Genomic DNA, 20,531 nt, shown 5'->3' on the forward strand with positions numbered 1-20,531 from the left:
CATGTCACGTTCGCGCAGGCGGCTCTTTCCTACGTCGATGCCGAGAAGTCGGACAGGTTCGTGCTGAGGGTCGCCGAGCATTGGAAGGACACCCGCTTGCGCGAGATCACCGGCGAGGCGGTCCGGCAGTCGGCGTTCACGCTGTATCCGAAGGTGAAAGGCGCAACCCGGAACCGCCAAGTCATCGCGCCGACTCAGGCGATCATCAACCATGCCGCGGGCCTTGGCTGGTGCGCGCCCATGAAGATCAAGCGCTTCCCGGTCGAGGTGAAAACCAAGACCATCATCGACCCCGCATGGGCCCATGCCTTTGCGGACCATGCCTCTCCGCATCTTGGCGCGTTGTGCCTGTTCATGCTGGGCACCGCGGCGCGGATCAGCTAGGCGCTGGCGGTGACTTGGCGGCATGTCGATCTAGAAGCCGGGACAGTGAAGATCCCCATGAGCCACAAGAACAACGAAGAGAACATGTCGCATCTGCCAGCCGAGGTGGTCATCGCCCTGGAGGGCACCCCGAGCAACCGCGCGCCCGATGATCATGTGTTCGGCTACTCCGCCAGGGACAGCGTGACCCAGCCCTGGAAAAACGCGATCGAGCGCGCATGCCTCGACCATCGCAGTCCCCATTGCTGCCGGCATGGATTTGCGACGCTGATGCTGCGGGCGGGGCTCGATGTGAAGACCGTCGCCGCCCGCGGTGGATGGAAGGATGCCGGCATCGTCCTGAAGACCTACGCCCACGCTATCGAGGATCGCACGGTGACCGATGCGGTGTTTAGCACAAAACCTGCACAGCCCCGGAAGAAGACGCCAGCAAACCAATGAAAATGATAGGTAATTTAGGCGCTTTCTTCTCCCATCGTTGGGGAAGGGTGTCCCGCCGCGGAGATTACGCGGGCCGGGGCGCGAAAGCAAGGGTCTTGATCGCAGCGCGCTTCGTTTTGCCCGCGCCTTCCCCGCGCCCTCCCGAGCGACGCGGGCGCACAGCCAGCGCGGGGCCATGCGGCGGGGTGGGCGATCGCCTCTCCGCGTGGAACCTCGCACCGGCTAAATGCGTTTTGACGGTGTAGAAGGGGGGATATCATGACTGACCCGTTCATCCGGCATCGCCACGAGATCATCGGTGGGCATCGCCTGTTCCTGCGTGAGGCGGGCGCGACGCATGCCCCGGTGGTTCTGCTGCCGCATGGCTATCCCTGTTCCTCCTACCAGTTCCGCCGGCTGATGCCGGCGCTGGCCGATCGCTGGCGAACCGTGGCGTTCGACTGGCCGGGTTTCGGCTACAGCGACACGCCCGACCCCGGCGGATTCGGCTACGACTTCGACGCCTTTGAAACCGTGCTGACCGCCGTCGCCGACCATCTCCGCCTCGACCGCTATGCCCTGTGGCTGCACGATTACGGCTCGCAGATCGGCCTTCGGCACGCCATCGCGCATCCCGACCGGATCGCCGCGCTGATCATCCAGAACGGCGACATCTACGAAGACGCGCTCGGCCCGAAATACGCGACGATCCGGGCCTACTGGGCCGACAAGACCGCGCAGAACCGCCGCCCGCTGGAGGAGGCCGTCAGCAAGGACGGTTTCCGGGCAGAGTTCGTCGGCGAGGTGGCGGATGACGTCGCGATGCGCATTCCGCCCGATCTGTGGAAATTGCACTGGCCGTTGATGGACACGCCCATGCGCCGCAAGATCGCGGTCGGGCTGATGGAGAAGCTCGAACAGAACCTTCGCTGGTTTCCGCACTATCAGGCCTTCCTGCGCGAGCGGCGCCCGCCGACGCTGATCGTCTGGGGGCCGCAGGACGGCTACATGCCGGCCGAATCCGCCCGCGCCTATCACCGCGACCTTCCGGATGCCGAACTGCATCTTCTGGAGGATGCCGGCCATTGGCTGCTTGAGACCCATTTTGACCAGGCGCTGCCCCTCATCCGCGATTTCCTCGCCCGGCGACACGCTTGACACCCGCGCGTTCGGCATGCCGCCACCCGTTCCCGGAGATGACCATGCCGACCAGACCGACCATCGCCCGCATCTGGTGCGGGCGGACCCGCCGCACCGACGCCGACGATTACGCGGCCTATAACCGCCGCGAAGGCGTTCCGCCGCTCGAGGAGACCGCGCTTGGCGTGCAGCTTTTCCGCGAGGATCGTGAGGACGAGACGTGGTTCACGACGGTGTCCTACTGGGCCGACATGGAGGCGATGACCAGCTTCACCGGGGGGGATCCGACCGAGGTCCATCATCTCGCCCGGGACCCCGAGTTGCTGATCGACCTGCCCGCGCGAATCGAGATCCACCGCATCCTGGACGACCGGCAGGGGTTGCGGGACGGCGGGCCGCGTCTCGCCCGCATCTGGCGGGCGCGGACCCGCCGCGCCCGGGCCGACGATTACGAGCCCTATCTGCGCGCCGGCGGGATCCCGCCCCTTCAGGATACCGCCATGGGATTCCAGCTTCTCCGCGAGGACCGGGAACAGGAAAGCTGGTTCACCTTCATCTCCTACTGGAACGAGATGGCGGAGATGCGCGCCTTCACCAAGGGTGACCCGACCAAGGTCCACCTCTTGCCCCGCGGCGACGAACTCCTGATCGAAAAGCCCGACCGGGTGGAGATATGCCGCATTCTTGTGGACCGGGAGGGGCTGCGCTAGCGGTGGGGCAGGGGGTGCGGGATGCAGGCAAGCGGGGAACCGGGGGATCGTCGTGACGCGGAGGAGCAACCTCCTCTGCCGCGGCGCGTCGGCGGCAACCTCGCGCTCGATCTCGCCAACACCTTCAGCTTTCGCGGCACGGCGCGCGAGGTCGATCATCTGGCGACGGTCGAGGCGGTGCGGCGTTGGGCGGTCGCGGCAGGACTGATCGAGGACGGCTGGTCGCCCGCAACCGACGAGGCGCGAACGCTCGTTGCGACCGTCCACCGCCTGCGCCGCGCCGTGGATGCGACGGGCGCCGCCATCGCGCATTCCGAGGAACCGCCGGCCGAGGCGCTTGCTACCATCCGCGATCTGGCTGCCGGCAGCCTTGCGCGCGCGACCCTCGCCGGAGTGCCGGCGCATCTGTCGTTCGACGGTCCCGACCGCATCGTCGGGCCGGTCGCATGGGCGGCGCTCGACCTGCTGCGCGGGTCGGACCTCGACCGGCTGAAGCAATGCCCGCCCGAGGACTGCCACTGGCTGTTCATCGACCGGACCAAGAACGGCTCGCGCCGCTGGTGCGAGATGGCGACCTGTGGCGACAAGGCGAAACGGCGGGCCCGCAGGTCCGGCACAGGATGAGCGCCGATGCCGGACCTTTCCCCGGGGCCCTCCACATCGCGGATACTGGCCTGCCCCGCGAATATCGCGTAACCCCGCCCCCGCATCACCACAGGGGCAGAGCCATGTTCACCGTCACCCTTCTTGCCAGCCCGGCCCGGGCCGACCTGCAGCGCACGACCGTCGAATCGCTGCGCGACGCCTGGGGCGGGGGCGATGCGCGCTGGCTGGCGGAGGGGATCGCGGCGGAATTCGCGGTGCCGTCGATCCCCGCCAACCGGTGGGAGGTCTGGGAGGGTCTGCAGGGCCTCGGCACCGATCTGGTGGTGCAGCCGACCGAGGGGCGGCGGCGGGCGCTGCTGCTGGCGGACATGGATTCGACCATGATCGGGCAGGAATGCATCGACGAACTGGCCGACCTGGCGGGCGTCGGGCCGCGGGTGGCGGCGATCACCGCCCGGGCGATGAATGGCGAACTGGATTTCGAGGGCGCGCTGAAGGAGCGGGTGGGCCTGCTGGCCGGTCTGCCGGAAGGCGTGATTGCGCAGGTTCTGGCGGACCGCATCACCTATACCCCCGGCGGGCGGGAACTGGTGGCGACGATGCGCGCCAATGGCGGCTTCGCGGCGCTGGTGTCGGGGGGGTTCACCGCCTTCACCGCTGCGGTGGCGGCGCATCTGGGGTTCGACGAGAACCGCGCCAACACGCTGTTGGTCGAGGACGGCCTGCTGACGGGCCGGGTGGCCGAGCCGATCCTTGGCCGCGAGGCCAAGATGCAGGCGCTGACCGAGATCTCGGCGCGGTTGGGCATCGGCCATGACCGGGTGATCGCGGTGGGCGACGGGGCGAACGACCTGGGGATGCTGGGCATGGCGGGCGCGGGGGTGGCGCTGCATGCCAAGCCCGCGGTCGCCGCGCAATGCGACATCCGCATCAACCACGGCGATCTGACGGCGCTTCTGTATCTGCAGGGCTATTCCGCCGAAGAATTCGTGGCCTGATCGCGCCCGCCGCGCTAGCAAGCGGTAGGGGACAGCGAACGAGGCGGCGATGAACGACCACCAGTTGGAAATGACGGTGCTGATGACGCCGGACATGGCGAATTTCAGCGGCAAGGTGCATGGCGGCGCGCTGCTGAACCTGCTGGACCGCGTCGCCTTCTCCTGCGCCTCGCGCTATTCCAAACGCTATGCCGTCACGCTGTCGGTCGATCAGGTGTTCTTCCTCGAACCGATCAATGTGGGCGAACTGGTCACCTTCCGCGCCGCGATCAACCTGACCGGCCGCACCTCGATGGAGGTGGGCATCCGGGTCGAAGCCGAGGATATCCGCGCCGGCACCCGCCGCCACACCAATTCCTGCTATTTCACCATGGTCGCCGTGGATGACGAGGGCCGGCCCGCCGGGGTGCCGCCGCTGGTGCCCGCGACCGATGCCGAGCGGCAACGGATGCGCGCGGCGGAGCTGCGGCGGGAACTGCGGCGCGAGCATCGCGAACGGCTGGAGGCGGTGAAGGGCTAGCCGCCTCCCGCCCCGCCGTCAGGCAAAGCCGGGGGCCAGCCGCATCTCGCCGGTGACGATGCCGCGCCAGTTCTTCTGCGGCCCGGTCAGATACTGCGCCACCACCGGATGCCCCGGCTCCAGCGCGCCCAGCCGGACCAGGAGCGCGGTGATCGCCGCCTCGGCCGCGCGGGTGCCGCCATCGACGATCTTCAGCGCGATGCCGCGCCGCTGGTCGGGCAGGATCCCCACGAACACCGCCTCGGCGCCGGTCTTCACCGCGACGCGGCCCCCCATCGCCCGCATCAGCGCGGTGCAGGCCCGGCCCTCGCCCGCCACCAGTTCGGGAAAGGCGGCCATGGCCCGGGTCAGCCGGGCGGCGGCGCGGTCGCGCGCCCCGCCTTCGGGGTTCGCGCCGGCGAAGAAGGCCATCGCCCGCGCCAGCCCCGCGACCGTGGTGGCGAAGTTCGGGGCGGAACAGCCGTCGATCCCGAAACCGGGGGAGGCTTCCTGCGTCACCTCCTCGAAGGCGGCGCGGATCGCCTGCTGCAGCGGGTGGTCGACTTCGACATATTCGGGGCCGGCTTTGGCGTGGCGCGTCCAGGTCAGGAAGCCCGCATGCTTGCCCGAACAGTTGTTGTGAATCTGGCAGGGGCTGGTGCCGGAACAGGTCAGCCGGTCGCGTTCCGCCGGATCGCCGGGCATGTGGCTGCCGCAGCGCAGGTCGGCCTCGCCCAGCCCGAGGTCCGACAGCCAGCGCCCCACCGCCTCGACATGCAGCGCGGCGCCGTTGTGGCTGGCGCAGGCCAGCGCCAGCTGCGGCTCGGTCAGGCCGGCGGCATCGGCCGCGCCGCTTTCCAGCAGCGGCAGCGCCTGCAGCATCTTGCAGGAGGACCGCGGGAAGATCACCGCCTGCGGATCGCCCCAGGCCATCTCGATCCCCGACGGGCCCCATATCACCGCGTGGCCGGCATGCCAGCTTTCCAGCATTCCGCCCCGCCACAGTTCGATCATCGGTTCGGCCGTCATCCCGGATCCCCTCACACATGCGCGATTTTCCGCCTCCGGGGCTTTCGTCACGCGCCGGACTTGGGCTATCAGGCACATATCGAGTTGAAATGCCCGCCGCCAACGGAAAAGGTGCAAAAAACCCGGGGTTGCCGCGATCCGGCGAACCAGGGCAGCCCGCAGGTGGGGGGCTCGGCAGGAACGCCCGCAAGGGCGAAGAGGCAGAGACGGCTGGAGGCATTGAGACGATGACATCACGCATCACGCGGGGTTTCGCGACTGCGGCGGCACTGGCCGGCGCGCTGGCAGCGGGCATGGCCGGGGCCCAGGAATCGAGCAACCGGGTCGCGGCCAAGACCGACTGGAGCGTCTTCGTCGAGGAGAACCCGAAGGAATGCTGGGGCGTGTCCAAGCCCAAGGAGACGGTGAACACCCGTGACGGCCAGGCCGTCCAGGTGCAGCGCGGCGACATCCTGCTGTTCATCACCTTCCGTCCGGGCAACGCCACGGGCGAGGTGTCCTTCACCGGCGGCTATCCCTTCGCCGGCGGCTCGACGGCGGATCTGGTCGTCGGCAACAGCACCTACAACCTGTTCACCGATGGCGAATGGGCCTGGTCGGGGTCGCGGGATGACGATGCCCGGATCATCGCGGCGATGAAGGCGGGGTCCTCGGCCGTGCTGACCGCGCGGTCGAGCCGGGGTACGCAGACGCAGGACACCTTCTCGCTGCTCGGCTTCACCGCGGCGATGGACGAGGCCGCCAGGCGCTGCGCCAGCTGACGGCGGCCGCCATGATCGACGGATGGCCCGGGCGATGGTCCGGGCCTTTGTCATGTCCGGTCTGCGGCAAGGGCTGTTTTGTTTTGCCCGCGAATCCCATATAGAGGCGCATTCCCGCCGCAGCCTTCCGCCGCCCAAGCCCGCCCGAGGCCCCGATGACCGACCAGACGCCCGCCCAGACCGCCGTCGGCACGCCGATCACGCAGGACGTGCTGACGATCCCGCGCCGCCTGCCGGATGCGGCCCGCGTCAACATCGTCGGGCTGACGCGGGACCAGTTGCGCGCGGCGCTGGTCGAGGCGGGCACGCCCGAGAAGCAGGCGAAGATGCGCGTCGGCCAGATCTGGCAATGGGTCTATTACTGGGGCGTGCGCGACTTCGCGGCGATGACCAACCTCGCCAAGGACTACCGCGCGCTGCTGGCCGACCGGTTCGAGATCGCCCTGCCCGAGGTGGTGTCGCGTCAGGTCTCGGCCGACGGCACGCGCAAATACCTCGTCCGCATCGCCGGCGGGCATGAGGTCGAGGTCGTCTATATCCCCGAAGAGGGGCGCGGCACGCTGTGCGTCTCGTCGCAGGTGGGCTGCACGCTGACCTGTTCCTTCTGCCATACCGGCACGCAAAAGCTGGTGCGCAACCTGACCGCGGGCGAGATCGTGGGGCAGGTGATGCTGGCCCGCGACGATCTGGGCGAATGGCCCGCCGTCGGCACCGGATCGACCGGCGACCGGCTGGTGTCGAACATCGTGCTGATGGGCATGGGCGAGCCGCTCTACAATTTCGAGAATGTGCGCGACGCGATGCGCGTGGTGATGGATGGCGAGGGCATCGGGCTGGGCCGCCGCCGGATCACGCTGTCCACCTCGGGCATCGTGCCGGAAATCGCCCGCACCGCCGAAGAGATCGGCTGCCAGCTGGCGATCAGCTTCCACGCCACCACCGACGAGGTGCGCGACCGGCTGGTGCCGGTGAACCGCAAGTGGAACATCGAAACGCTGCTGGCCGCGCTGCGCGACTATCCGAAACTGTCGAACAGCGAGCGGATCACCTTCGAATATGTGATGCTGAAGGACGTGAACGACAGCGATGCCGATGCGCGGCGGCTGGTGAAGCTGATCCAGGGCATCCCCGCGAAGATCAACCTGATCCCCTTCAACGAATGGCCGGGCGCGCCCTATCAGCGGTCGGACTGGGAGAGGATCGAGGCCTTCGCCGACATCATCTACAAGGCGGGCTATGCCTCGCCGATCCGCACGCCGCGGGGCGAGGATATCATGGCCGCCTGCGGCCAGCTGAAATCCGCGACCGAGCGCGCCCGCAAGTCCCGCGCCGCCATCGCCGCCGAGGCGGGGCTCTAGGGAACGCCGCCGCCCGCCCGCGCGTTGGCCGCAAGGCCGATGGAGGGTGCGATGGCGAAATTCTCGAAGGGCGACACCGTTCGCTGGACCTGGGGCCGGGGCGAGGGCAAAGGCGAAGTGGCCGAGGTCTTCACCCGCCGCGTGCAGCGCACCATCAAGGGCAAGACCATCACCCGCAAGGGCACCAAGGCGCGACCCGCCTATCTGCTGCGGCAGGAGGATGGCGACCGGGTGCTGAAGCTGGAAAGCGAATTGTTGAAGGGGTGACGGCCCCGCGACCGTTCCCGGCCCCCCCGATAACCGCATGGTGATCCGCTGTTATCGAACCGGCGCCGGGCCGGCCCGTTGGGCCTCGGGCGCGTGCGCGTGTGCGGGCCCCATTCGCCACATGAACTCGCCATCAGACAGGGGATCTGCCATGCAACGACCGACCCTCCGAGCGACGCCCGCCTTCGTGACCGGAACCTCCGCCAGCCTGCTGGCCTTGTTGCTGGCGGGCCCGGCGCTGGCGCAGGGGGCGGAAGGCACCGATCCCGCGCATGGCGACGAAGGCACGGCCGCCGGCCTGCCGGTGGAAACCGCCGCCCCCAACGCCCCCGACCAGGAACCCGCCTTCATCGGCCAGACCCGCGCGCCGCAGCCCCGCGAGATGCCCGAGGTCGAGACCGAGGTGGTGGCCGAGGGCCTGCCGCAGCTGTGGTCGATGGAATTCCTGCCGGACGGGCGCATGCTCGTCTCGGCCAAGGAAGGCGCCATGCACATCGTGGCCGAGGACGGCAGCGTCGGCCCCGCCATCGAGGGCGTGCCCGAGGTGGCGGCGGTGGGGCAGGGCGGTCTTCTGGACCTCGCCCTGTCGCCGGAATTCGAGGAGGACGGGCTCGTCTTCTTCTCCTTCGCCGAACCGCGCGATGGCGGCAACGGCACCTCGGTCGCCCGCGGCCGGCTGGAGATGGGCGAGGATGCCACGACCCTGACCGATGTCAGCGTCATCTTCCGCCAGATGCCCACCTATGACGGCGACAAGCATTTCGGCTCGCGCCTCGTCTTCGACGGCGAGGGCGACCTGTTCGTCACCGTGGGCGAACGCTCCGACCGCCAGACGCGGGTCGAGGCGCAGGACCCGGAAAGCGGGTTCGGCAAGATCTTTCACATCACGCCCGACGGCGCGCCCGCGCCCGGCAATCCTTTCGCCGAGGGCGGTGCCAATGCCGGCGCCGGCCTGCCCGAGGTCTGGAGCATCGGCCACCGCAACCTGCAGGCGGCGACGCTGGGGCCGGACGGGGCATTGTGGACGGTCGAGCACGGTCCGCGCGGCGGCGACGAACTGAACCGTCCCGAGGCCGGGCGCAACTATGGCTGGCCGGAAGTCACCTACGGCATCGACTACAGCGGCGCGCCCATCGGCGACGGCATCACCGAGATGGAGGGCACGCAGCAGCCGATCTATTACTGGGATCCGGTGATCGCCCCCTCGGGCATGGCGCTGTACCAGGGCGACGAGTTCCCCGAATGGCAGGATGCGCTGCTGGTGGGCGGGCTGGTCTCGGAAGGCGTGGTGGTGCTGCATGTCGAAGGCGACCGCGTCCATTACGAGGAACGGGTGCCGCTGGACGCGCGGGTCCGCGACGTGAAGGTCGGCCCCGATGGCGCGGTCTATGCCGCGACCGAGAACCGGCAGGCGGGAAGCTCGCAGATCCTGCGCCTGACCGCGGCCGGGTCCGGCCAGTAAGGCAACGGCAGGACAGGCTGTTGCGGCGGCTGGCCAAAAGTTCTGGCCAGCCTGACGGCGGAATGGCAATAGGGCCACGTTCCGGCCCGCGGGCAATTGGCGCCCGCGGGTCCGGTAGTCGGGACCCGCATCTTGCCGCACTGCCCAAGACCCGCCTTCTGGCCGCGCCCCCGGCGTCCCGCGCCGCCCGGCCGCCGGCGCAGTGCTGTCCACGCGGTGCGGGCGGCGCTTGCCCCCATCCTGCTGGCCCTGGCGCTGGCGGGCGCGCCGGTCCCCTCGGCGGCGCAGACCGCCCCGCAGTTTCCTGCCCCGCCGCCCGCCCGCTCGGGTTTTTCCGGCCCCTCCTTTTCGGCCCGGCCCTTCGCCCCGCCGGTGCCGTTTCCCGAGGAACGCCGCACCAACCTCGTGTCGCTGCGGCAGGGCGGCCAGCGCAGCACCGATGTCCGCAGCCTGCGCCCCGGCGGCTATGAGCTGTCCGACGGCACCCGTGTGCGGTTCCGGGACTGGTACAGTTCGGACTGGGAGGATCTGAGTATCCTGCTGCTGACCCAGGTGACGCCGGATTTCGGCATTCTCTGGGGCGTCAGCACCGGCGAATCCGGGCCGAAATACCGCATCGACCCCAGCCTGCGCCTTGGCTTCACCCGGCAGTGGCAGGTCTCGCCCAATGCCTTCCTTACGCTGACCGCCTCGACGATTCTCGGCGGATCGGTGACGGAGGAGACATGCACCGCGGACTACGGTGCCATTGGTGGCGTGCAGGAGGTCAATTGCAGGCTCGCTGCCTCGACTCTTGCTCCAAGCGAGACGCTGCAGTATCTCCTCGACGTGCCGCCTTACGATCGACACGTTGTTACGTTGAGCTACCGCTGGAATTTCTGAGGGATCCGCGCAGTCGCGGTTTGGAGTAATCAAAATGACTTTCAAGGGAATGGCCTTGGCGGGCATCGCTGCCGTCACCCTGTCCTTGTCGGCGGGTGTTGCCGGGGCGCAGGTTCTGCAGGACTGGATGAGCGACGATGTCGCCGATGCCTGGGCCGACGATTACAAGGGCCAGGGCGTGTCGGTGACCGTCATCGACGACTTCACCAGCAATGACCGCTTCCGCGGCAACCTGGGCGAAGGCTCGAAGAAGTGGACCCACGGCATGTGGACCGGCCGCCAGATCATGCTGCTGGCGCCCGAGGCGGATTTCTACGCCAAGAACTTCACCTCGAACTCGGCTGTCCAACTGCACAGCGGGCTGGACGTGCTGAACCTCAGCTACGGGATGTACATCCCCAAGCGGTTCCCGACGGGTGCGATCCCGTGGGGCGCGCGCGAGGAATCGATCATCGAATATGCGCAGACCGGGCAGGCCGTGGTCGTGAAGGCCGCCGGCAACGACGCGGTCGCGATCGGCGATGCCGTGGGCGGCAGCATCGACCAGCTGAACATGGCGCTGGTCGGCGGCGAATCGACCCTGTTCGTCGGCGCGCTGGAACATAACGGCACCGTGGACAATCCGGCCTATCTGGCCGATTACTCCAACTACGCCGGCGACAATGCCGAGGTGCAGGAAAACTTCCTGGTGGTCGGCGTCGAGGGCGACATCACCGGCCTCTACGGCACCTCCTTCGCCGCGCCGGTCGTGTCGGGCTATGCCGCCATCCTGGGCAGCAAGTTCACCACCGCCACGCCCGAGGACATCACCAACCGCCTGCTCGACACCGCCCGCACCGATACGGTCGCGGATTACGACGTGGCGGTGCACGGGCAGGGCGAGGCGAGCCTGTCGCGCGCGCTGGCGCCGAACACCATCAACTGAGATCCCGCCCGCAGGCAGGATCGGAAGGGCCGGGACATCCCGGCCCTTTTCGCATGCGGCGACGCGTGCCGCGGCAGGGGATCAGAGGACGGTCAGGCCGACATCGACATTGTTGCGGGTCGCGTTGGAATAGGGGCAGGTCTGGTGCGCCGCCGCGACCAGCCGTTCCGCATCCTCGCGCGCCAGTCCCGGCAAGCTGATCGCCAGATCAGCGGTGATGCCGAAGCCGCCTTCCGCGCGCGGACCGATCCCGACAGAGGCGGTGATGGACGCATCGGCGGGGATCTTCAGCTTCTGCTGACCGGCGACTGCCTTCAGTGCGCCGAGGAAGCAGGCGGCATAGCCCGCGGCGAACAGCTGTTCGGGATTGGTGCCGGCGCCGCCCGCACCGCCCAGTTCCTGCGGCGTCGACAGCGCGACCTCCAGACGGCCGTCGTCGCTGCGGGCCTGACCTTCGCGCCCGCCGGTGGCAGTGGCCTGGGTCTTGTAGAGAACCTTGACAGACATCATCGCTCCTTTTTGCTTATCGCGGTAATTATGTTCGCGACAAGTGAACGACTGGCCGCTGCGACGGATCATGCCCAGCTTTTTCGTTGCCGCGATAACTAATATCGTGGTAAGTGGCGCCATGACCCACATTCCCACACTTGATGAACGTCTCTGCTTCTCGCTCTACGCGGCCTCCCTTGCCATCAACCGGCTCTACAAGCCGCTGCTGGACCGGCTGGGCATCACCTATCCGCAATATCTTGTGCTGCACGTGCTGTGGGAGGAGGATGGCCGCGGCATCGGGGCAATCGCCGCCCGGCTGGATCTGGAGCCGAGCACGATCACGCCGCTGGTCAAGCGGCTGGAGGCGGCGGGGCTCGTCAGCCGGGCGCGCCGGGTCGACGACGAACGCGGGGTTCTGGTGACGCTGACGGATCGCGGCCGCGCGCTGCAGGCCGATACCGTCTGCCTGGCCGAGGCGCTGTTTGCCCAGGCCGACATGTCGCCCAAGCGTTTAGCGGCGCTCAACCACGAGATCCGGCACCTGCACCACGCGCTGACGCAACGCAAGGGCGAGGCCCCGGCCGGGGCGTGATCCTAGAAGGGGAGGGTGGTGGCGAGGGGGGGACTCGAACCCCCGACCCCGTGATTATGAGTCACGTGCTCTAACCTGCTGAGCTACCTAGCCGCCGTGCCGCGCTAGCTAGACAAGGCGGGGTTCGGCGTCAAGGGGAAACCCGCCCGCGGACTGCGGACCGCCTGCCTGCGCCTCAGAACACCGTCACCGGCGTGCCGATCGCCACGCGGGAATAGAGGTCGATCACATGCTCGTTCACCATCCGGATGCAGCCGTTCGACACGGCGCTGCCGATGGATTGCGGCTCGACCGTGCCGTGGATGCGGATCGCGGTGTCATGGCCGTTCTGGTAGAGGTAGAGCGCGCGCGCCCCCAGCGGGTTGTTCGGCCCGCCCGGCATCCCGTCCGCATATTTGGCGTAATGTCCGGGGCTGCGTTCGATCATCTCGGGCGTGGGCTTCCAACTGGGCCATTCGACCTTGCGCGCGACCTCGGCCGTGCCGCGGAACTTCAACTCGGCCCGGCCGACGGCGACGCCATAGCGGATCGCCACGCCGGGGCTGGAGATATGATAAAGGTGGAAGCGGTCCGACAGCACGATGATCGAGCCCGGCTCCAGATCGCGGCGCACGCGCACGACCTGCGGCATCAGTTCCGGCGCCAGCACCGGCCCGCCCACCGGCAGGAAATCCCCGACCCGTGCCGCCACCGCCGCCCGAGCGATGCCCGGCGTGGACAGGGCGGCAAGGGCGGCCAGTGCGGCGGACCCCATCATCATCTCGCGGCGGGACAGCGTGCCGTTCATGGCCAGATCTCCGTTTCCTTGCCTTGAGCCTAGCAAATGCGGGCTTTGCCGCAATGGTTCCCTTCGCACCCGGACCGGGGCCGCGCCGTGTCGGCCCGGCACCTCCCCTTTCGGCCCGTCGCGGGCCGAATCGTGCATTCGACCGAGCCGGGGCGTCGGGTCCTGCAAAACATTCGCGCAGACGCGGCGGGAAACCGGGCATTTCTTGCGCAGTGGTGAAATATCTTTCGCTGGCGCAGCATGGGGACCGGGCGGGCGTTCACAGTCGTGTCAGCGCCTGCAAACTGCCCTAGGGGAAGCACCCTGGGGAGGCGGCGGCCCGACCGTCGCGAGGGAAGCAACAAGAAAGCGCGCGCTGACGTCCGGACCGCGGTTCCGGGCCCGGAACGGCTGTGCCGCGCACCAGAGAGGGATTTCAAGGACCATGTCCTTTTTCACCAAGACGACTCTGACCTCGGGACTTGCGGCGCTGATGCTGTCGACGGCGGCCTTCGCGCAGGACGACACCATCAAGGTCGGCATCCTGCATTCGCTGTCGGGCACGATGGCGATTTCGGAGACGACGCTGAAGGACGCCATGCTGATGCTGGTGGACGAGCAGAACAAGAAGGGCGGCATCAACGGCAAGATGCTGGAAGCCGTGGTGGTGGACCCGGCCTCGGACTGGCCGCTGTTCGCGGAAAAGGCCCGCGAACTGATCGAGGCGAACGACGTGGACGTGGTCTTCGGCTGCTGGACCTCGGTCAGCCGCAAGTCGGTGCTGCCGGTCTTCGAGGAACTGAACTCGATCCTGTTCTACCCGGTGCAGTACGAAGGCGAGGAAAGCCAGCGCAACGTCTTCTACACCGGCGCCGCGCCGAACCAGCAGGCGATCCCGGCGGTGGATTACCTGATGAACGAGGAAGGCGTGGAACGCTGGGTGCTGGCCGGCACCGACTATGTCTATCCGCGCACCACCAACAAGATCCTCGAGGCCTATCTGCAGGCCAAGGGCGTCGCGCCCGAAGACATCATGATCAACTACACGCCCTTCGGCCATTCCGACTGGCAGACGATCGTGTCGGACATCAAGACCTTCGGTTCCGCCGGCAAGAAGACGGCCGTAGTCTCGACCATCAACGGCGACGCGAACGTGCCCTTCTACAAGGAACTGGGCAACCAGGGCGTGTCGGCGGAAGACATCCCGGTCGTCGCCTTCTCGGTCGGGGAAGAGGAACTGGCTGGTCTGGATACGGCGCCGCTGGTCGGCCACCTGGCCGCCTGGAACTACTTCATGTCGGTGGACACGCCGGAAAACGCGGCCTTCATCGACACCTGGCACGAGTTCATCGGCAGCGACGCCCGCGTCACCAACGACCCGATGGAGGCGCATTACATCGGCTTCAACATGTGGGTGAAGGCGGTCGAGGCCGCGGGCACCACCGATGCCGATGCGGTGATCGACGCGCTGCCGGGGATCGAGGTTCCGAACCTGACCGGCGGCACCTCGGTCATGCTGCCCAACCACCACATCACCAAGCCCGTGCTGATCGGCGAGATCCAGGACGATGGCCAGTTCGACGTGGTCTGGGAAACCGAAGAGCTGGTGCCGGGCGACGCATGGTCCGACTTCCTGCCGGAATCGAAGCCGCTGGAGGCCGACTGGGTCGAGCTCGACTGCGGCAACTACAACACCGAGACAAAGACCTGCGGCGGTTCGGCCTCGAACTGATCTCAGGCACCAGGGGCGCGGATCACCTCCGCGCCCCGACGAATCCCGGGCGCGTTACGACGCGACGCGCCTGACAGAACGCCGCTGCGGAGCCCCAGATGACCTTCTTCCGTGCCGCCTTCGCCGCGACGATCCTCGCGCTGATCCAGATCCTCGCCACCGCCGCCACCGCGCAGGACTTTGCCGGTCTGGTGCGCACCCTGCCCGAGGGCAGCTATTCCGACCGCGCCGCCGTGGTCGCGGCCATCGCCACCAGCGGCGACGCGCGGGCCGAACCGGTGCTGGCCGCGCTGCTGGAGGGCGAGTTGGGCGTCGTCGAGGCGACGGGGCAGGTGATCGTGCAGGGCAGCCCGCCCACCGATGCCGTCACCGGGGACGAGGTCGATGCCGCCACGGCCGACGCGGCAGAGCGCATCCGGGTGAACAACAGCCTGCGCCGCGACATCCGCGCCGCCATCGGCCTGCTGACACTGAGCAGCCCCGATCCGGCCAAGCGCATGGCGGCGGCCGAGGCGGCGATCCGCGCGCCGGACCCGGACCAGATCGCCGCGCTGGAAACGGCCATCGCGGCCGAAGAGGACGGCCGGGTGCGCACCCGTCTGGGCGAGGCGCGGGCCATCGCCGTGCTCGCCTCCGACGCGGGGACCGAGGCACGGATCGCCGCCATCGACACGCTCGCCCGGCGCGGCGACCAGGTGGCGCAATCGGCCATCGCGCCGCTGGCCGGTGCCGAGGATCCCGCCCTGGCCGAGGCCGCGACCCGGGCGCTGGCCGCCATCGAACAGTCGCGGATGCTGTGGGGCTATGCCCAGAACATCTGGTACGGCCTGTCGCTGGGATCGGTGCTGCTGCTGGCGGCGATCGGGCTGGCCATCACCTTCGGGGTGATGGGCGTCATCAACATGGCGCATGGCGAACTGGTGATGCTGGGCGCCTACACCACCTTCGTCGTGCAGGACGCGATCCGCAGCCATGCGCCGGGCCTGTTCGACTGGTCGCTGCTGATCGCGGCGCCGCTGGCCTTCCTCGTCGCGGGCGGCATCGGCGTCGCCATCGAACGCGGCATCGTGCGGCATCTCTATGGCCGGGCGCTGGAAACGCTGCTCGCGACCTGGGGCGTCAGCCTGATCCTGCAACAGGCGGTGCGGTCGATCTTCGGCCCCAACAACCGCGAGGTCGGCAACCCGTCCTGGATGTCGGGCAGCTTCGATGTCGGGCAGATGACCGTCACCTGGAACCGGCTGTGGATCCTGCTGTTCGCGCTGGCCGTCTTCGCGGTACTGCTGGCGGTGATGAAGCGCACCCCGGCCGGGCTGCAGATGCGCGCCGTCACCCAAAACCGGCCGATGGCCGCGAACATGGGCATCCGCACCGCATGGGTCGACGCGATGACCTTCGGCCTGGGCGCCGGGATCGCGGGGCTGGCGGGCGTGGCGCTGAGCCAGATCGACAACGTGTCTCCGAACCTGGGGCAGGGCTATATCGTCGACAGCTTCATGGTCGTGGTGTTCGGCGGCGCGGGCAATATCTGGGGCACGCTGGCCGGGGCCTTCAGCCTCGGCATCGTCAACAAGTTCCTCGAACCCTATGCCGGCGCGGTGCTGGGCAAGATCCTCGTGCTGGTCGCCATCATCCTGTTCATCCAGAAACGTCCCCGCGGCCTCTTCGCCGTCAAGGGCCGCGCGGTGGAGGGCTGAGCGATGCCGGCCTTCGCCCTGCGGCTGATCCTGCCCGTCGAACCGCTGCCCGCCTGGGCCCGCGCTGCCGCCCCCCAACCGGCCGCTCCGGCCGTCCCTGCCGCGAACGACAAGGAGCGGACCGCATGACCACCCTCATCGACCGCCGGATGGGGGTCTTCCTCGCCGGTCTCTTCGTGCTGACCGTGCTGATCCCGGCCGGCAACCTCGCCTCGGACGGGGCGCTAGTGCCCAGCTACATCGTGTCGCTGTTCGGCAAATACCTTTGCTATGCGCTGCTGGCGGTGGCGCTGGACCTCGTCTGGGGCTTCTGCGGCATCCTCAGCCTCGGCCACGGGGCGTTCTTCGCGCTCGGCGGCTATGCGATGGGCATGCATCTGATGCGCGAGATCGGCGACAGGGGCGTCTATGCCAATCCGCTCCTGCCGGATTTCATGGTGTTCCTGAACTGGAAGGAACTGCCGTGGTTCTGGCTGGGCTTCGACCAGTTCTGGTTCGCCAGCCTGATGGTGATGCTGGTGCCCGGGGCGCTGGCCTTCGTCTTCGGCTGGTTCGCCTTCCGCAGCCGGGTGACGGGCGTCTACCTGTCGATCATCACCCAGGCGATGACCTATGCGTTGCAACTTGCCTTCTTCCGCAACGAGATGGGCTTTGGCGGCAACAATGGCCTGACCGACTTCAAGGACGTGCTGGGCATCCCGCTGCAGACCGACACGGCGCGCGCCGGGCTGTTCGTGCTGTCGGCGCTGGCGCTGGCGGCGGGGCTGCTGATCGCGCGGGCCATCACCACCTCGAAGCTGGGGATGATCCTCGTCTGCATCCGCGATGCCGAAAGCCGGACCCGGTTCATGGGCTACCGGGTCGAGGGCTACAAGCTGTTCATCTTCGTCGTCTCGGCGATGATGGCGGGCGTGGCGGGCGCGCTCTACACGCCGCAGGTGGGCATCATCAACCCGGGTGAATTCAGCCCCGCCAACTCGATCGAGATCGTGATCTGGGTGGCGCTCGGCGGGCGCGGCACGCTGGTCGGCGCGGCGCTCGGCGCGATCATCGTCGCCGCGTCGAAGACCCTGTTCACTGGCTGGTTCCCCGAATTCTGGCTGTTCGCCCTGGGCGGGCTGTTCATCGTCGTGACCCTGTTCCTGCCCCGGGGCGTGCTGGGGCTGATCGAGGACGGTCTGGCCAGCCTGCGCGGCGGCGGCGCCCGGCGGGCCGTGTCTGCCGCGCGCGAGGACGGGCAGGCGCCGGACGCCGCCCCCGAGGCGGAGGCACGGGCATGAGCGTTCAACTGCAACTGGACGGCGTGAACCGCAGCTTCGACGGCTACAAGGCGATCAACGACCTGTCGCTGTCGGTGGACAAGGGCGAGCTGCGGGCGGTCATCGGCCCGAACGGCGCGGGCAAGACCACGATGATGGACATCATCACCGGCAAGACCCGCCCCGACAGCGGCAAGGTGCTGTGGAACCAGTCGCTGGACCTGACGAAGATCGACGAGGCCGGATCGGCCCGGCTGGGGATCGGGCGCAAGTTCCAGAAGCCCACCGTCTTCGAGACCCATACCGTCGAGGAGAACATCGCCCTGTCGCTGAAGGCGGAGCGCGGCGTCTTCGCCACGCTGTTCCACCGCCGGACCGAGGCGGAACGCGCCCGGATCACCGAACTGCTGCAGCTTGTCCGGCTGGAAGAGGCCCGCGACCGGCCCGCCGCCGACCTGAGCCACGGCCAGAAGCAATGGCTGGAAATCGGCATGCTGCTGGCGCAGGACCCGGAACTGCTGCTGGTGGACGAACCCGCCGCCGGCATGACCGATGCCGAAACGATGCGCACTGCCGATCTGCTGCGCAGCCTCGCCGGCCGGCACACGGTGATTGTCGTCGAACATGACATGGATTTCGTCCGGGCGCTGAACTGCCGGGTGACGGTACTGCATCAGGGCCATGTGCTGACCGAAGGATCGCTCGATCATGTGTCGTCCAATCCCGAAGTGATCGAAGTCTATCTGGGGCGCTGAGATGCTGGATATTCGCGACATCGACGTGTTTTACGGCGCGGCGCAGGCCCTGCGCGGCGTCTCGCTGACCGCGGTGCCGGGGCGCGTGACCTCGGTGCTCGGCCGCAACGGGGTGGGCAAGACCACGCTTCTGCGGGCGATCACCGGACGGCAGCCGGTCAGGTCGGGCCGGATGACCTGGGAAGGGCAGGACCTGAACCGCCTGCGCCCCGAGGCCCGCGCCCGCGCCGGCATCGCCTTCGTGCCGCAGGGGCGCGAGATCTTCCCGCTGCTCAGCGTGCGCGAGAACCTCGAAACCGGCTTCGCGCTGCTGCCGCGCGCGGAACGGCGCATCCCGGACGAGGTCTTCGCGCTGTTCCCGGTGCTGAAAGAGATGATGGGCCGGCGCGGCGGCGACCTGTCCGGCGGCCAGCAGCAGCAACTGGCCATCGGCCGGGCGATGGTGATGCGCCCGCGGCTTCTGGTGCTGGACGAACCGACCGAGGGCATCCAGCCCTCGATCATCCAGGACATCGGCCGGGCCATCAAGTTCCTGCGCGACCGCGGCGACATGGCCATCGTGCTGGTCGAGCAGTATTTCGACTTCGCCCGCGACCTCGCCGACGATTTCGTGGTGATGGAGCGCGGCCAGATCATCCGCGCTGGCGTTCGGGCCGACATGGAGGGCGACGCGGTGCGAAACCTGCTGACGGTGTGAGGGCGCCTTGAATGGTGCCACATGCCGCGCTAAATTTGGCGCCATTGTTCGTGCCATCGGGGAAGAGCATGCCTCACATCATCCACGCCAGGGTGACGGCCAGCGTCACGGAGCTGAAGCGCAATCCGATGGGGACCATGGCGGCCGGGCAGGGCGCGGCGGTCGCAATCCTTAACCACAACGCCCCGGCCTTCTATTGCGTGCCCGCCGCCGCCTACGAAGCGATGCTGAACATGATCGAGGATGCGGAACTGAACGCGATTGCGGATGCGCGCATGAACAGTCCCGAGATCGCGGTCACGCTGGATGACCTATGACCTGCGCTTTCGCGAAGAGGCGCGAAAGGAGTGGGACGGGCTTGGCGCGACAGTGCGCGCGCAATTCAAGAAGAAGCTGTCCGAACGCTTGCTGAACCCGCATGTCCCTGCGGACCGGCTGCACGGCGCGGTGAACCGCTACAAGATCAAGCTGCGTTCGGCGGGCTATCGGCTGGTCTATGAGGTTCGGGACAGCGAACTGGTCGTCAGCGTGATCGCAGTCGGCCGCCGTGACCGCAGCGCTGTCTATCGCGCGGCAGAGGGAAGACCCTAGTCGTGCCGCCTCACCCCAGATGCGGGCGGAACGCCTCCACCACCTGCTCGTAGACCGCGCGCTTGAAGGGCACGATCTCGGCCAGCAGCCGGTCGGCGTCGATCCAGCACCATTCGGAAAACTCGGGATGTTCGGTGGCGATGTTCACCTGCGCGTCGCTGCCGGTGAAGCGGAACAGGAACCACTTCTGCTTCTGCCCGCGATACTTGCCGCCCCAGACCTTGCCCAGCAGGTCCGGCGGCAGGTCATAGGCCAGCCAGCCCTTCGACTTCGCGACGAATTCCACCAGTTCGGCGGGGATGCCGGTTTCCTCCCACAGCTCGCGCAGGGCGGCGCGGCGGGGCTTCTCGCCGTCGTCGATCCCGCCCTGCGGCATCTGCCAGGCGGGAACCGGGCTGTCGATGCGCCGGCCGGCGAAGATGCGGCCCTGCTCGTCGATCAGCATCACGCCGACACAGGGACGGTAGGGCAGGCTGTCGGGATCGATGCTGGCGGTCGTCACGGCGGGC

Annotated in this window: 25 protein-coding genes and 1 tRNA gene; 21 read left to right on the forward strand and 5 right to left on the reverse strand. The window is 68.2% G+C overall.

What is annotated here, in order from left to right:
• Nucleotides 1–96: 96 nt before the first annotated feature.
• From EEY80_RS14765 to EEY80_RS14795, 7 genes are all read left to right on the forward strand, one after another.
• Nucleotides 97–384 carry a hypothetical protein gene (locus EEY80_RS14765; RefSeq protein WP_126977693.1) on the forward strand — a complete coding sequence of 96 codons (288 nt, stop codon included), beginning with the start codon at nt 97–99 and terminating at the stop codon, nt 382–384.
• 9 nt (nt 385–393) lie between these two features.
• Nucleotides 394–825: a tyrosine-type recombinase/integrase gene (locus EEY80_RS14770; RefSeq protein ID WP_268885660.1), complete on the forward strand. Its 432-nt coding sequence runs from the start codon at nt 394–396 to the stop codon at nt 823–825.
• A 258-nt stretch (nt 826–1,083) separates the two neighbouring features.
• Nucleotides 1,084–1,962: an alpha/beta fold hydrolase gene (locus EEY80_RS14775; RefSeq protein ID WP_126977697.1), complete on the forward strand. Its 879-nt coding sequence runs from the start codon at nt 1,084–1,086 to the stop codon at nt 1,960–1,962.
• Nucleotides 1,963–2,006: 44 nt separating this feature from the next.
• On the forward strand, nt 2,007–2,654 hold the full coding sequence (locus EEY80_RS20290) for a hypothetical protein (RefSeq protein ID WP_205749133.1): 648 nt from the start codon (nt 2,007–2,009) through the stop codon (nt 2,652–2,654).
• A 21-nt stretch (nt 2,655–2,675) separates the two neighbouring features.
• A complete protein-coding gene (locus EEY80_RS14785) occupies nt 2,676–3,278 on the forward strand; it encodes a CGNR zinc finger domain-containing protein (RefSeq protein ID WP_126977699.1) in 603 nt (200 codons plus the stop codon).
• A gap of 104 nt (nt 3,279–3,382) precedes the next feature.
• Nucleotides 3,383–4,258 (forward strand): phosphoserine phosphatase SerB, encoded by an 876-nt coding sequence (gene serB, locus EEY80_RS14790; protein WP_126977701.1) that lies wholly within the window; start codon nt 3,383–3,385, stop codon nt 4,256–4,258.
• A 49-nt stretch (nt 4,259–4,307) separates the two neighbouring features.
• Nucleotides 4,308–4,778, forward strand: coding sequence for an acyl-CoA thioesterase (locus EEY80_RS14795; RefSeq protein ID WP_126977703.1), 471 nt, complete (start codon nt 4,308–4,310; stop codon nt 4,776–4,778).
• A gap of 18 nt (nt 4,779–4,796) precedes the next feature.
• Here the strand turns inward: EEY80_RS14795 and EEY80_RS14800 are convergent, their stop codons facing one another.
• Nucleotides 4,797–5,786, reverse strand: coding sequence for an asparaginase (locus tag EEY80_RS14800; RefSeq protein ID WP_126977705.1), 990 nt, complete (start codon nt 5,784–5,786; stop codon nt 4,797–4,799).
• A 227-nt stretch (nt 5,787–6,013) separates the two neighbouring features.
• On the opposite strand from EEY80_RS14800, the gene EEY80_RS14805 reads away from it, so the two are divergent.
• The 6 genes from EEY80_RS14805 (at nt 6,014) to EEY80_RS14830 (ending at nt 11,441) form a co-directional block, all read left to right on the forward strand.
• Nucleotides 6,014–6,547 (forward strand): invasion associated locus B family protein, encoded by a 534-nt coding sequence (locus EEY80_RS14805; protein WP_126977707.1) that lies wholly within the window; start codon nt 6,014–6,016, stop codon nt 6,545–6,547.
• A gap of 155 nt (nt 6,548–6,702) precedes the next feature.
• Nucleotides 6,703–7,905, forward strand: coding sequence for a 23S rRNA (adenine(2503)-C(2))-methyltransferase RlmN (gene rlmN, locus EEY80_RS14810; RefSeq protein ID WP_126977709.1), 1,203 nt, complete (start codon nt 6,703–6,705; stop codon nt 7,903–7,905).
• 51 nt (nt 7,906–7,956) lie between these two features.
• A complete protein-coding gene (locus EEY80_RS14815; protein ID WP_126977711.1) occupies nt 7,957–8,172 on the forward strand; it encodes a hypervirulence associated TUDOR domain-containing protein in 216 nt (71 codons plus the stop codon).
• A 151-nt stretch (nt 8,173–8,323) separates the two neighbouring features.
• Nucleotides 8,324–9,634: a PQQ-dependent sugar dehydrogenase gene (locus tag EEY80_RS14820; protein ID WP_126977713.1), complete on the forward strand. Its 1,311-nt coding sequence runs from the start codon at nt 8,324–8,326 to the stop codon at nt 9,632–9,634.
• A 216-nt stretch (nt 9,635–9,850) separates the two neighbouring features.
• The gene (locus EEY80_RS14825) at nt 9,851–10,516 is read left to right on the forward strand and encodes a hypothetical protein (protein WP_126977715.1); all 666 of its coding nucleotides are present in this window, start codon (nt 9,851–9,853) and stop codon (nt 10,514–10,516) included.
• 34 nt (nt 10,517–10,550) lie between these two features.
• Complete coding sequence (locus EEY80_RS14830; RefSeq protein WP_205749134.1) at nt 10,551–11,441, forward strand: S8 family serine peptidase; 891 nt, start codon at nt 10,551–10,553, stop codon at nt 11,439–11,441.
• A gap of 81 nt (nt 11,442–11,522) precedes the next feature.
• Here the strand turns inward: EEY80_RS14830 and EEY80_RS14835 are convergent, their stop codons facing one another.
• On the reverse strand, nt 11,523–11,948 hold the full coding sequence (locus tag EEY80_RS14835; RefSeq protein WP_126977717.1) for an organic hydroperoxide resistance protein: 426 nt from the start codon (nt 11,946–11,948) through the stop codon (nt 11,523–11,525).
• A 121-nt stretch (nt 11,949–12,069) separates the two neighbouring features.
• On the opposite strand from EEY80_RS14835, the gene EEY80_RS14840 reads away from it, so the two are divergent.
• A complete protein-coding gene (locus EEY80_RS14840) occupies nt 12,070–12,525 on the forward strand; it encodes a MarR family winged helix-turn-helix transcriptional regulator (protein WP_126977719.1) in 456 nt (151 codons plus the stop codon).
• 16 nt (nt 12,526–12,541) lie between these two features.
• On the opposite strand, the gene EEY80_RS14845 is transcribed toward EEY80_RS14840, so the two are convergent.
• A tRNA-Met gene (locus EEY80_RS14845) sits at nt 12,542–12,618 on the reverse strand.
• Between the two features lie 82 nt (nt 12,619–12,700).
• Nucleotides 12,701–13,312 carry a L,D-transpeptidase gene (locus tag EEY80_RS14850; protein ID WP_235829864.1) on the reverse strand — a complete coding sequence of 204 codons (612 nt, stop codon included), beginning with the start codon at nt 13,310–13,312 and terminating at the stop codon, nt 12,701–12,703.
• A 424-nt stretch (nt 13,313–13,736) separates the two neighbouring features.
• Here EEY80_RS14850 and urtA point away from each other — a divergent pair, with 424 nt between their 5' ends.
• From urtA to EEY80_RS14885, 7 genes are all read left to right on the forward strand, one after another.
• A complete protein-coding gene (gene urtA, locus EEY80_RS14855; RefSeq protein WP_126977721.1) occupies nt 13,737–15,023 on the forward strand; it encodes an urea ABC transporter substrate-binding protein in 1,287 nt (428 codons plus the stop codon).
• A gap of 98 nt (nt 15,024–15,121) precedes the next feature.
• Nucleotides 15,122–16,720, forward strand: coding sequence for an urea ABC transporter permease subunit UrtB (gene urtB / locus EEY80_RS14860; protein ID WP_126977723.1), 1,599 nt, complete (start codon nt 15,122–15,124; stop codon nt 16,718–16,720).
• A 125-nt stretch (nt 16,721–16,845) separates the two neighbouring features.
• On the forward strand, nt 16,846–18,000 hold the full coding sequence (gene urtC / locus EEY80_RS14865) for an urea ABC transporter permease subunit UrtC (protein ID WP_126977725.1): 1,155 nt from the start codon (nt 16,846–16,848) through the stop codon (nt 17,998–18,000).
• The gene (gene urtD, locus EEY80_RS14870; protein WP_126977727.1) at nt 17,997–18,734 is read left to right on the forward strand and encodes an urea ABC transporter ATP-binding protein UrtD; all 738 of its coding nucleotides are present in this window, start codon (nt 17,997–17,999) and stop codon (nt 18,732–18,734) included. The genes urtC and urtD overlap by 4 nt, the downstream gene beginning before the upstream one ends.
• Before the next feature lies 1 nt (nt 18,735).
• Nucleotides 18,736–19,431 carry an urea ABC transporter ATP-binding subunit UrtE gene (gene urtE, locus EEY80_RS14875; protein ID WP_126977729.1) on the forward strand — a complete coding sequence of 232 codons (696 nt, stop codon included), beginning with the start codon at nt 18,736–18,738 and terminating at the stop codon, nt 19,429–19,431.
• 68 nt (nt 19,432–19,499) lie between these two features.
• Complete coding sequence (locus EEY80_RS14880) at nt 19,500–19,748, forward strand: type II toxin-antitoxin system Phd/YefM family antitoxin (RefSeq protein ID WP_126977731.1); 249 nt, start codon at nt 19,500–19,502, stop codon at nt 19,746–19,748.
• Entirely contained in the window at nt 19,738–20,022 is a 285-nt protein-coding gene (locus EEY80_RS14885) for a type II toxin-antitoxin system RelE family toxin (protein ID WP_126977733.1), read from the forward strand. The genes EEY80_RS14880 and EEY80_RS14885 overlap by 11 nt, the downstream gene beginning before the upstream one ends.
• A 10-nt stretch (nt 20,023–20,032) precedes the next feature.
• Here the strand turns inward: EEY80_RS14885 and EEY80_RS14890 are convergent, their stop codons facing one another.
• Nucleotides 20,033–20,524 (reverse strand): RNA pyrophosphohydrolase, encoded by a 492-nt coding sequence (locus EEY80_RS14890; protein WP_268885661.1) that lies wholly within the window; start codon nt 20,522–20,524, stop codon nt 20,033–20,035.
• Between the last annotated feature and the right edge of the window lie 7 nt (nt 20,525–20,531).

The organism is Frigidibacter oleivorans (assembly GCF_003993775.1).
Classification (GTDB): domain Bacteria; phylum Pseudomonadota; class Alphaproteobacteria; order Rhodobacterales; family Rhodobacteraceae; genus Frigidibacter; species Frigidibacter oleivorans.